Here is a 12,552-nt window from a genome sequence, read left to right on the forward strand (position 1 = left end):
ATCTCACAGTTATGAAAAAAATACTCCTTGTAGTCTCATGCATAGCATTGGTCTACAGTTGTAAAAACGAAGAACAAAAAGACATGGCAAGAGCAACCGTAACCAACTATCCTGAAACAAAAAAGGTAGATACTGTTGACACTTATTTTGGCGAGGAGGTTAAAGATCCTTACCGCTGGCTGGAAGACGATAGAAGTGAAGAAACCGAGGCATGGGTTAAAAGCGAAAACGCCGTTACCTTTGATTACCTCAGTAACATTCCTTATAGAGATGAATTAAAAGAGCGCTTGACCGAATTATGGAATTACGAAAAAGTAGGGTCTCCATTTATTGAAGGTGACTACACCTATTTCTATAAGAACGATGGCCTGCAGAATCAATATGTGATCTATCGCTATAAAACTGGTGAAAACCCTGAAACAGCCGAGGTCTTTTTAGATCCAAATACCTTTAAAGATGACGGCACCATTTCTCTTGGTGGTTTGAGTTTTTCACGTAATGGTAAATTGGCCGCCTATTCTATATCAGAAGGTGGTAGCGACTGGAGAAAGATTTTGGTTATGAATGCCGAAACCAAAGAAATTATTGAAGACACCTTAGTAGACATTAAATTCTCTGGAATGTCATGGTACAAAAACGAGGGCTTCTACTATTCCAGCTACGATAAACCAGAAGGGTCCGAATTATCAGCCAAGACTGATCAGCACAAATTATACTATCACAAAATTGGAACCTCACAGAAAGATGATGCTTTAATCTACGGTGGGACTGAAGCTGAAAAACACCGCTACATTAGTGGGGGCGTAAGTGAAGATGACAACTATCTGTTCATCTATCCACGAATTTCAACTTCTGGAACTAAGATGTTGATGAAAGATTTGTCTAAGCCCAACAGTCCAATAATAACAGTGCTTGGGAATACCGATACGGATTCCTACGTTATGGAAAATGTAGGGAGTAAATTATTTATCATGACCAACATGGATGCCCCCAATCAAAAAATTGTGACTGTGGATGCTTCAAATCCAACTCCCGAAAATTGGGTGGATTTTATTCCTGAAACAGAGCACGTTTTAAGCCCTTCAACTGGTGGAGGTTATTTCTTTGCTGAATACATGGTTGATGCCGTTTCTAAGGTATTGCAATACGATTATGATGGTAACTTAGTTCGTGAAGTAGAACTTCCTGGTGTTGGAAGTGCGGGTGGCTTTGGTGCTAAAAAGGAAGATACAGAACTCTACTACTCTTTCACTAACTATGTGACTCCTGGAAGCATTTATAAGTTTGACATAAAAAATGGTACATCAGAATTGTTCCGTAAACCAAATATTGATTTTAATCCTGATGACTATGTGAGCACACAGGTATTTTATACCTCTAAAGATGGTACCAAAGTGCCCATGATTATCACTCATAAAAAAGGATTAGAAATGAATGGAAAGAATCCAACCATCCTATATGGCTACGGCGGGTTTAACATTAGTTTGACTCCTTCATTTAGCATTACAAATGCAGTTTGGATGGAGCAGGGTGGAATTTATGCAGTACCTAACCTAAGAGGTGGTGGAGAATACGGGAAAGAGTGGCATGACGCCGGAACTCAAATGAAAAAGCAAAACGTCTTCGACGATTTTATTGCTGCGGGAGAATACCTGATTGCTAACAATTATACCTCATCGGAATATCTGGCTATTAGAGGTGGATCTAATGGGGGGCTACTGGTTGGTGCTACCATGACACAACGTCCAGACTTAATGAAGGTGGCTCTACCTGCAGTTGGAGTATTGGATATGCTGCGCTACCACACCTTCACTGCTGGAGCCGGTTGGGCATACGATTATGGAACCTCTGAACAAAGCAAAGAGATGTTTGAATACTTAAAAGGGTATTCACCAGTACATAATGTAAAAGCCGGAGTAGAATACCCTGCCACTATGGTCACAACCGGAGATCATGATGATCGCGTGGTACCAGCGCACAGCTTTAAATTTGCAGCTGAGCTACAGGAAAAACAATCGGGTAACAACCCAGTCTTGATTCGTATTGAAACAGATGCTGGACATGGTGCAGGGACTCCTGTTAGTAAGACGATAGAACAATACGCAGATATTTACGGATTTACCCTATATAATATGGGCTTTGAAGTATTACCTAGTAAGTTAAAAGGATAAACAATACATCACTTATATTAAAAAACCGCTTGACAAATCAAGCGGTTTTTTTAATGTCTTATTAGTTGAATATCATATTAAATTATTCCTATTTGTTTGATTTTCAATTTGTTAGTTAAATAATAAGATCGCTGGCTTTAAGTCAACTTAAGTAATTGGACTTCTGCGAGTTACTTGAACTCCTAATTTTAATCTAGATAAGTATTGAAATGAGTCCATATTACAACGATAAAACACTAATATTCGCAGATGGTAATTACTTGTCACCTACAGAATTAAAGGGTGACAGTTACAGTCAAACACTGCATTACGGCAATGGAGTATTTGAAGGTATACGATCCTACAAAACAGCCACAGGAGCACGAATATTCAGAGCCAAAGAACATTATGAGCGTCTGATTTACGGCACAGAAGTAATGAATATTCCGTTTCATTACTCAATAAACGAACTTATTGACATCACTTATAAATTATTAGATCTCAATGGGTTTCAAGATGCCTATATCAGGCCAATTGTAGTTGCGGGCGCCAATATGGGCCTCGGATCGGCTGGAGAATCATCATTCATCATACAGTGCTGGGAATGGGGTAAGTTAATGGGAGATAAGCTCTTGAAGGTGAGAACCTCATCCTTCCAAAGACCAAATCCAAAATCTTGCTTCGTAGATGCCAAAGTAACGGGGCATTATATCAATTCCATACTCGCCAGAAATGAATCAAGCGTCTCTGGACATGACGAAGCCATACTCCTTGACATCAATAATAATGTTGCAGAATGCTCTGGCGCTAATGTTTTTATTGAAAAAGATGGTCAATTGTTTACCCCTCCTAAAGGGCATATTATGCCTGGTATTACCAGAACCACCATCATTGAGATTTGCCAAGAATTTGGCATACCTGTTGAAGAAAGACATTTTACAATCGATGAGATGAAATCAGCTGATAGCGCCTTTTTTACAGGAACTGCGGCTGAAGTGGTTGGCTTAAAATCTATTGATGATTATGTATTTCCAAAGTCGTGGGAAGAAACTCACGGCTATCGCTTAATGCATCTCTATAAACAAGAGGTACTAGGAGAACGTTCTAACAACTATTCCAAGGCTATATGAGTGCATTAAATAAATACAGCAAAACCGTCACCCAAGATCCAACTCAGCCAGCCGCACAAGCGATGCTTCATGCTATTGGTTTAACCAAAGAGGATTTCAATAAGCCCCTAATAGGAATAGCAAGTACGGGATACGAAGGAAACCCATGCAATATGCATCTCAACGATTTGGCTAAGCTTGTAAAAAAAGGCACCTTAAATGAAGATGTTATTGGGTTAATCTTTAATACCATTGGTGTGAGTGATGGTATCTCAATGGGTACACCTGGTATGCGCTATTCACTACCTTCAAGAGATATCATTGCAGACTCCATGGAGACCGTGGTACAGGCTATGAGTTATGATGGTTTGGTAACTGTTGTTGGCTGTGATAAAAACATGCCTGGCGCCTTACTTGCGATGATTCGTTTAAACAGACCCAGTATTCTGGTATATGGAGGCACTATAGATTCAGGATGTCATGAAGGAAAGAAATTAGATGTTGTTTCAGCTTTTGAAGCATGGGGTAGCAAGGTGGCCGGAACCATTACTGAAAACGAATTTGAGACCATAGTTGAAAAGGCCTGTCCCGGTGCAGGTGCCTGCGGTGGCATGTATACCGCCAATACCATGGCATCTTCTATCGAAGCCTTGGGTATGGCTTTGCCATTTAACTCTTCTAATCCCGCGCTTAGCGAGGATAAAAAGCAAGAAGCAATTAGGGCTGGAGAAGCTATGCGTATATTATTGGAAAAAGACATTAAACCAAGTGATATCATTACCCGAAAATCACTTGAAAATGCTATAAGACTTATTACCATCCTAGGAGGGTCTACAAATGCAGTACTTCATTTCCTCGCCATTGCTAGAGCCGCCAATATTGATTTTACCTTAAAGGATTTTCAAAATATTAGTGATTCCACACCTTTCCTTGCCGATTTAAAACCAAGCGGTAAGTATTTGATGGAAGATGTTCATGAGATTGGAGGCATTCCTGGAGTTCTTAAATACCTTTTAAAGAAGGGCCTAATCCACGGTGACTGCTTAACGGTAACAGGGAAAACTTTAGCTGAGAATTTATTGGATGTTAAAGACTTAACAGAGGGACAAGATGTTATAAAACCAATAGAGAACCCTATAAAAATTACAGGTCACTTACGCATGCTATATGGTAATCTGGCTGAAGATGGAAGTGTAGCGAAAATAACTGGAAAAGAAGGCCTCCTATTCCGCGGTAAGGCGCGCGTATTTGAAGGGGAGTATGCCGCTAATGATGGCATTAGAAATGGTGAAGTACAAAAAGGAGATGTCGTTGTTATTCGTTATGAAGGCCCAAAGGGAGGACCAGGTATGCCCGAAATGTTGAAACCTACAGCTGCTATAATGGGAGCCGGACTAGGGAAAGATGTAGCCCTAATTACTGATGGACGATTCTCTGGTGGTACCCATGGTTTTGTTGTTGGTCATATTACTCCAGAGGCTCAGGAAGGTGGCACTATTGCACTTGTTGAAAATGGAGATATCATCACCATAGATGCCGAGACCAATACCATTGAATTGGAAGTATCCTCAGAAGTATTACGAGAACGTAAAAACAAATGGAAGGCACCTGAACTGAAGTTTAGACGCGGTGTCCTTTATAAATATGCTAGGTCAGTAGCATCAGCCTCAAAAGGCTGTGTAACAGATGAATTCTAATTCTTAAACTCTGGGAGCCACATCATGATAAGATTATGAAAGAAACACAAACCATTGAAAACATAACAAAAAGCACAGCTGTCACTGAACGAATAACAGGTAGCGAAGCTATTGTTCGATGTCTACTTGAAGAAGGGGTGAAAGTGCTATATGGTTATCCAGGAGGAGCCATTATGCCTGTCTATGATGAACTATTTAAGTACCAGGATAAAATTCATCATGTGCTCACAAGGCATGAGCAAGGTGCTACCCATGCCGCCCAAGGCTATGCAAGAATTTCGGGAGAGGTAGGAGTGGCCATTGCTACATCCGGACCAGGTGCCACCAATTTAATAACTGGTATTGCAGATGCACAGATAGACTCGACGCCTATGGTTTGTATCACTGGTCAAGTGCCTTCACATTTATTAGGAAGTGATGCTTTTCAAGAAACTGATATTGTAGGTATTTCAACCCCCATCACTAAATGGAATCATCAAATTACAGAGGCGGCGGAAATTCCTGAAGTCATTGCCAAGGCATTTTACATTGCTAAAAGTGGGCGACCAGGACCTGTTTTAATTGACATTACAAAAGACGCCCAGTTTGAAGAGTTTGACTTTAAATATAAAAGATGTAAAGGTATAAGAAGTTATAAGCCTGTTCCAGAAACGGACATATCGTCTTTGGAGAAAGCAGCTGAACTTATTAATACCGCAAAAAAACCTTTAGTGGTATGGGGTCAAGGTGTTATACTTGGTAAGGCTGAAGAAGAATTTAAGGCAGTAATTGAAAAAGCAGGCCTGCCTGCGGCTTGGACTATTTTAGGAGCCTCAGCAATACCCACATCTCATCCTTTAAATGTGGGTATGGTTGGCATGCATGGTAACTATGCGCCAAATATACTAACCAACGAATGTGATGTGTTGATTGCTATTGGAATGCGATTTGACGACCGTGTGACGGGCAACCTGGCCAGCTATGCCAAGCAAGCTAAGATTATTCATTTTGAAATCGACCCAGCAGAAGTGGATAAAAATGTTAAAACAGACATTGCGGTTTTAGGGGATGCAAAGCAAAGTTTAAAAGACCTTTTGCCGTTACTTAACGCCAACTCCCATCATGACTGGCATCAAAAGTTTAAAGATCTCTATAAAATAGAGTTTGAAAAAGTAATCAAATACGATCTGCACCCAACTAAAGAGGGACTCACAATGGGTGAGGTTCTCAAAGAGATCAATAAACAAACAAAGGGAGAAGCGGCTATTGTAAGCGATGTTGGCCAGCATCAAATGGTGGCCTGCCGGTATGCTGAATTTAATACTTCTAAAAGTAATATTACATCAGGTGGCCTGGGGACAATGGGCTTTGGCCTGCCAGCTGCAATTGGTGCTAAAATGGCTGCCCCAGAGCGTGAAGTGGTTTCTATCTGTGGTGATGGTGGCTATCAAATGACCATTCAGGAATTGGGAACCATCTTTCAACAGAGAACTGCGGTTAAAGTGGTTGTATTAAACAACGATTTTCTTGGTATGGTACGGCAATGGCAGCAATTGTTTTTTGACAAGCGCTATGCCTCAACAAAAATGACTAATCCCGACTTTGTAACCATTGCCAAAGGGTATCATTTAAATGCCAGACGGGTAACTAAACGAGAGGAACTGGCAAGTGCCGTTGAGGAGATGATTGCCAGTAAAGAGCCTTACTTTCTGGAAGTTTGTGTGGAGAAAGAAGACAATGTTTTTCCAATGATCCCTTCAGGAGCTTCCGTATCAGATATAAGATTAGAATAACTATGGATAAAGAGATTAAACATTTTACAGTATCTATTTATACCGAAAATAACATCGGGTTATTGAATAGGATTTCCGCCATTTTTCAGCGCAGACACATCAATATTGAAAGTTTAAACACATCTAGATCTGAAATTGACGGCGTTTCACGGTTTACACTGGTAGTGGATATAACAGAAGAGCAGATGAAAAAAATCATCGGGCAATTGGAACGGCAAGTGGAAGTCATCAAAGCTTATTATCACACAGATGAGGAAACCATTTATCAGATATCAGCCATCTTTAAAATAAAGTCGGATCTACTGTTTGAAGAGCGACAGATCCAAAATATTATTAAGGAGAGTCATGCACGAATTGTAACGGTCAATAAAGAGTTCTTTGTTCTTGAAAAATCAGGAAGAAAACAGGAAATCGATTTACTGCATAGAGAATTAAGTGCCTTTGGCATTATGCAATTTGTTCGTTCTGGGCGCATAGCAGTAACTAAAAACGAAATGAAAATATCAGAAATGCTCGCTGCATTTCAACATTAAATCCCATTAGAAATGTCAAATTATTTTAACACTTTATCATTAAGAGAACAACTGGCTCAATTAGGAAAATGCCGCTTCATGGAAGCTTCAGAATTTGAAGACGGAGTAACGGCCTTATTAGGAAAGAAAATTGTAATTGTAGGTTGTGGGGCACAAGGCCTTAATCAGGGATTAAACATGAGAGATTCTGGACTGGATATTTCTTATGCCTTACGCCAACAAGCCATTGATGAGCAAAGAGCATCTTACAAGAATGCCACTTCAGAAGGCTTCACCGTTGGCACTTATGATGAACTTATTCCAGAAGCTGATTTGGTGCTCAACCTAACACCGGATAAACAGCATACCAATGTGGTCAATTCAGTGATGCCCTTAATGAAAAAAGGAGCCACCTTGAGCTACTCTCACGGTTTTAATATTGTAGAAGAGGGTATGAAAATTCGAGAGGATATTACGGTGATCATGGTAGCACCCAAATGTCCAGGGACCGAAGTACGCGAAGAATTTAAACGTGGTTTTGGTGTACCAACCTTAACGGCCGTTCACCCTGAAAATGACCCAGAAGCTAAGGGTTGGGCACAAGCTAAGGCTTATGCTGTGGCAACTGGAGGCCATAAGGCTGGCGTTTTAGAATCTTCATTTGTGGCAGAAGTCAAAAGTGATTTAATGGGCGAACAGACCATTTTATGTGGACTGTTACAAACTGGGGCGATTTTATCATTTGATAAAATGGTAGAAGAAGGTATTGAGCCCGGATATGCGGCTAAGTTAATTCAGTTTGGATGGGAAACCATTACCGAAGCTTTAAAGCACGGAGGTATTACTAATATGATGGATCGCTTGTCGAACCCAGCGAAAATAAAAGCCTTCGAATTAGCAGAGGAGTTAAAAGACATTATGCGCCCCCTATTTGAAAAACATATGGATGATATCATCTCTGGTCATTTTTCAAAAACCATGATGGAAGACTGGGCTAATGATGATGTTAATCTGCTCACGTGGAGGGCTGCTACTGGTGAAACAGCATTTGAGAAAACAGCATTAACCCCTGAGCATATTACCGAACAAGAGTATTTTGATCATGGCGTTTTATTGGTGGCCTTCGTAAAGTCTGGAGTTGAATTGGCTTTTGAAACCATGGTAAGTGCAGGTATCATAGAAGATTCCGCCTACTATGAATCCTTACACGAGTTACCCTTAATAGCCAATACCATTGCCCGAAAGAAACTATTTGAGATGAATCGTGTCATTTCTGATACTGCCGAATATGGTTGCTATTTATTTGACCATGCTTGTAAGCCACTTTTAAAAAAGTTTATGGAAAAGGTGGATACATCAGTAATTGGAAGGTCATTTTCAACCTCAACAGGGGTTGATAATATTGAACTTATTGCGGTCAATGATGCTATTAGAAACCATCCTATTGAAGCTGTTGGTCAACGTTTACGTGCTGCTATGACCGCTATGAAAACGATAAAGACAACAACGATTGAAGACTCCGTGTTAGTTTAAAAAAAGTAAAAATTCAAGAATTAAAAAAACACGTCCATTTAATGGATAATCTAACCGCAATATACAGACCTACACTTGAAGCAGCAGAGTTAGCCGCTGAAAAATTACAGGGTATAGCCAAGGTCACACCTTTAATTAAGAATGAGCGCTATTCCAAGCATTTTAAGGCCAATATTCTGTTTAAAAGAGAGGATTTGCAGGTCGTACGCTCCTATAAAATAAGAGGGGCCTACAATAAAATCTCTTCCTTAAGTACAACTCAGATTGAAAATGGAATTGTTTGTGCAAGTGCCGGTAATCATGCACAAGGTGTTGCGCTTTCGTGTAAGCTTTTAAAAATCAACGGCACCATTTTCATGCCTTCACCAACGCCAAAACAAAAAATTGAACAGGTTAAAATGTTTGGTGAGGACTATATAGATGTCGTATTAGTGGGTGACACCTTTGATGATGCCTATGATACGGCCATGGAACAATGTCAAAGGATGAACAAAACCTTTATACATCCCTTTAATGATGAAAAAATTATTGAGGGACAAGCAACTGTTGGCCTAGAAATTATCGATCAAATTAAATCGCATCCTATCGATTATGTTTTTGTCCCAATTGGCGGTGGTGGCCTCTCAGCAGGATTGTCTAGCATTTTTAAAATTCTATCTCCTCAGACCAAAATAATAGGGGTTGAACCTAAAGGGGCGCCTTCTATGGCTACCTCCATTGAAAATAATAGAAATACCACACTAAAGTCTATCGAGAACTTTGTGGATGGTGCTGCTGTTAGGCGTGTTGGTGATCTAAACTTTAATATTTGTAAAGAGACTTTGGAAAATATTATCATCGTTGATGAAGGTAAAATCTGCCAGACAATTTTAGATCTTTACAATAAGGATGCTATAGTAGTGGAGCCGGCAGGAGCCCTCAGCTTGTCAGCATTAGCACAATACAAAGACCAAATAGCTGGAAAAAATGTTGTTTGTGTGGTTAGTGGTAGTAATAATGATATTACAAGAACGGCTGAAATTGAAGAACGAGCCCTTCTTTATGCACAGTTGAAACACTACTTTATTGTAAAATTTCCTCAACGCGCTGGAGCTTTACGAGAGTTTGTAACAACAATTTTAGGTCCAGAGGATGATATCACTCATTTTGAATACACTAAAAAGGTGAATCGTGAAAATGATGTGGCTGTGGTTGGTCTACAATTAAAATCTCCAGAAGATCTTCAACCTCTAATAACCAAAATGAAGCTTCATAATTTTTTTGGAAATTACCTCAATGATAAGCCAGAATTATTTCAATTCTTAATTTAACCCTTAAAAACATTTCGATTTGAAAGTACTGAAGTTCGGTGGTACCTCTGTAGCCAACGCCGAAAACATAAATAAAGTTATTGATATCGTTGCAACCGAATCTGAACAACAACCCCTTGTTGTGGTTGTTTCAGCCTTAGGTGGAATTACCAACGAATTATTGAAGGCTGGTGAGCTAGCGAATAAAAAAGATTTGAGCTATTTAGATCTATTTGAGTCTATTAAAAGACGTCATTTAGAAACCATCCATCTTCTAATTCCAGAGGATAAAAATGCACAAGTTTTACTTAAGGCCCAGGAACGACTTGAGGACCTAAATGAAATGCTTCAGGGTATTTATTTAATTAATGAGTTTTCCAACAAGACCAAGGATACTATCTTAAGCTATGGTGAGTTATTATCGTCATTCATTATTTCAGAAACGCTGAAGAATCATGTTAAAGAGTCTGCCCTTAAAGATAGCCGTGAACTAATTATAACTGATTCTAATTTCACCCAGGCCAATCTTAATATTTCACTAACAAGGCAGAAGGTCTCAGAATATTTTAAGGATACCAATGAAAAAATAACAGTCGTTCCAGGATTTGTTTCGAGGAATGAAAATCAGGATACTACCACCTTGGGACGTGGTGGGTCCGACTATACGGCTGCTATCATAGCGGCCATAATAAACGCCTCTTCTTTAGAGATTTGGACCGATGTAAGTGGTATGTTTACTGCCAATCCAAAACTGGTAAAGCAGGCTTTCCCAATTGAGCAAATATCTTATCAGGAAGCCATGGAACTGTCTCACTTTGGTGCTAAGGTGTTGTTCCCTCCTACGGTGCAACCTGCGCTTCAAAAACAGGTTCCCATCTATATTAAAAACACATTTGAACCCGAAGCGCCTGGCACTTTAATCAGTCATAAACCTAATGGAAGTAGAGGTCCAGTCAAGGGCATTAGTCACATTGAAGATATTGCATTGCTAACGCTGGAAGGAAACGGCATGATTGGGGTTCCAGGATTTTCTACACGTCTTTTCTCGAGCCTATCGAGAAGTGAAATAAATATTATTCTAATCACCCAAGCCTCTTCTGAACATTCCATTTGTGTTGGGGTTTTCAATTCCGATATTGCAAAAGCCAAGCAAGCCGTTGACAAGGAATTTGCCTATGAGATTTCATTGAAAAAAATCAATCCCTTATTAGTAGAAGATGGCTTAGCCATTATAGCTGTTGTAGGCGATAATATGAAAAACCATCAGGGGATTAGCGGAAGAATGTTTAGGTCTTTGGGCAAAAATAATGTGAATGTAAGGGCTATTGCCCAAGGAGCATCGGAACGCAATATTTCGGCAGTCATTGCCCATAAAGACATTAAAAAAGCCCTCACTACTTTACATAATAGGTTCTTCGAAAAGCAAACTAAAACACTAAATTTATTTATTGTTGGAGTCGGTAATGTGGGTTCCATTTTACTAAATCAAATAAAGCAACAGCATGACTATCTTCGAGAAAATCTCTTGCTTAATGTCAAGGTGGTTGGCATAAGTAACTCCAGAAAAATGATCTTTGATGAAGCAGGGCTTGACTTATCTACTTGGACCGAAAGCATTAAAGATGGCCATTCAAGGACTGACGAATCCTTCTTCGAGACGGTCAAAAGTTTTAATTTAGGGAATAGCATCTTCATTGATATCACCGCAAATGAGGCTGTAGCTAAAACCTATGGTGCATATTTAAAAGAGAGCATTTCTGTAATTGCTTGTAATAAAATTGCTTGCTCCTCTACCTATTCGGATTATCAAGAACTTAAAGAACTATCCAAAAAGTACAACGCAGGCTTTCTTTTTGAAACCAATGTTGGTGCAGGCCTACCAGTCATATACACTCTTAATAACTTGATAAATTCAGGAGATAAAATTAACAGTATTCAAGCAGTCCTATCTGGTAGCCTCAATTTCATCTTTAACAACTATAACGAGTCAACCAGTTTTTACGATGTTGTCAAACAAGCACAAGATGAAGGCTATACTGAACCGGATCCAAGAATTGATTTAAGTGGAGTTGATGTTGCCAGAAAGATTCTGATTCTCGCTAGAGAAGCAGGTTTTAAAATTGATCTGGGCGATATTGAAAATATCTCTTTTTTACCGAATTCGAGTTTAGAGGCAGGTTCAGTTGCGGATTTTTATGAGACCTTAAAATCTGAAAGCGCCCACTTTGAACACTTGTATACTTCTGCCAAGAGTAAGGATTGTGAGCTCAAATATGTGGCTGAGTTCAATAATGGAAAAGCAAAAGTAGGGCTCAAAGAAATTAACAAAGACCATCCCTTCTATAATTTACAGGGAAAGGATAATATTGTTTTATTCTATACCGAACGTTATCCAGAACAACCACTTATTATTAAAGGGGCTGGCGCTGGAGCTGAGGTGACCGCATCTGGATTGTTCGCAGATATCATTACATTAGGCAGAAATTAAGA

Annotated in this window: 8 protein-coding genes; all 8 read left to right on the forward strand. The window is 39.5% G+C overall.

Going from position 1 to position 12,552, the window contains the following annotated elements:
* Positions 1 to 11 precede the first annotated feature (11 nt).
* The 8 genes from DN064_RS00615 to thrA all read left to right on the forward strand — a co-directional run bounded on the left by DN064_RS00615 (position 12) and on the right by thrA (position 12,550).
* Positions 12 to 2,171, forward strand: coding sequence for a prolyl oligopeptidase family serine peptidase (locus tag DN064_RS00615; protein WP_115460675.1), 2,160 nt, complete (start codon positions 12 to 14; stop codon positions 2,169 to 2,171).
* Positions 2,172 to 2,380: 209 nt separating this feature from the next.
* The gene (ilvE, locus tag DN064_RS00620) at positions 2,381 to 3,280 is read left to right on the forward strand and encodes a branched-chain-amino-acid transaminase (protein WP_115460676.1); all 900 of its coding nucleotides are present in this window, start codon (positions 2,381 to 2,383) and stop codon (positions 3,278 to 3,280) included.
* Positions 3,277 to 4,956, forward strand: coding sequence for a dihydroxy-acid dehydratase (gene ilvD, locus DN064_RS00625; protein WP_115460677.1), 1,680 nt, complete (start codon positions 3,277 to 3,279; stop codon positions 4,954 to 4,956). The genes ilvE and ilvD overlap by 4 nt, the downstream gene beginning before the upstream one ends.
* Before the next feature lie 35 nt (positions 4,957 to 4,991).
* Positions 4,992 to 6,728, forward strand: coding sequence for a biosynthetic-type acetolactate synthase large subunit (ilvB, locus tag DN064_RS00630; RefSeq protein ID WP_115460678.1), 1,737 nt, complete (start codon positions 4,992 to 4,994; stop codon positions 6,726 to 6,728).
* A 2-nt stretch (positions 6,729 to 6,730) separates the two neighbouring features.
* The gene (gene ilvN / locus DN064_RS00635; protein ID WP_115460679.1) at positions 6,731 to 7,261 is read left to right on the forward strand and encodes an acetolactate synthase small subunit; all 531 of its coding nucleotides are present in this window, start codon (positions 6,731 to 6,733) and stop codon (positions 7,259 to 7,261) included.
* A gap of 12 nt (positions 7,262 to 7,273) precedes the next feature.
* Positions 7,274 to 8,773, forward strand: coding sequence for a ketol-acid reductoisomerase (gene ilvC / locus DN064_RS00640; RefSeq protein WP_115460680.1), 1,500 nt, complete (start codon positions 7,274 to 7,276; stop codon positions 8,771 to 8,773).
* Between the two features lie 41 nt (positions 8,774 to 8,814).
* Positions 8,815 to 10,083, forward strand: a complete 1,269-nt coding sequence (gene ilvA / locus DN064_RS00645; protein WP_115460681.1) for a threonine ammonia-lyase — start codon at positions 8,815 to 8,817, stop codon at positions 10,081 to 10,083.
* Positions 10,084 to 10,102: 19 nt separating this feature from the next.
* Positions 10,103 to 12,550, forward strand: a complete 2,448-nt coding sequence (gene thrA / locus DN064_RS00650; RefSeq protein WP_115460682.1) for a bifunctional aspartate kinase/homoserine dehydrogenase I — start codon at positions 10,103 to 10,105, stop codon at positions 12,548 to 12,550.
* Positions 12,551 to 12,552: the final 2 nt, after the last annotated feature.

This window comes from Winogradskyella aurantiaca (assembly GCF_003362725.1).
GTDB classification, from domain to species: Bacteria; Bacteroidota; Bacteroidia; order Flavobacteriales; family Flavobacteriaceae; genus Winogradskyella_A; species Winogradskyella_A aurantiaca.

Coding starts and splice junctions, on each gene's coding strand:
- ilvA (WP_115460681.1), top strand. CDS start 8,815: ATGGATAATCTAACCGCAATATACAGACCTACACTTGAAGCAGCAGAG.
- ilvN (WP_115460679.1), top strand. CDS start 6,731: ATGGATAAAGAGATTAAACATTTTACAGTATCTATTTATACCGAAAAT.
- ilvB (WP_115460678.1), top strand. CDS start 4,992: ATGAAAGAAACACAAACCATTGAAAACATAACAAAAAGCACAGCTGTC.
- ilvD (WP_115460677.1), top strand. CDS start 3,277: ATGAGTGCATTAAATAAATACAGCAAAACCGTCACCCAAGATCCAACT.
- DN064_RS00615 (WP_115460675.1), top strand. CDS start 12: ATGAAAAAAATACTCCTTGTAGTCTCATGCATAGCATTGGTCTACAGT.
- ilvE (WP_115460676.1), top strand. CDS start 2,381: ATGAGTCCATATTACAACGATAAAACACTAATATTCGCAGATGGTAAT.
- ilvC (WP_115460680.1), top strand. CDS start 7,274: ATGTCAAATTATTTTAACACTTTATCATTAAGAGAACAACTGGCTCAA.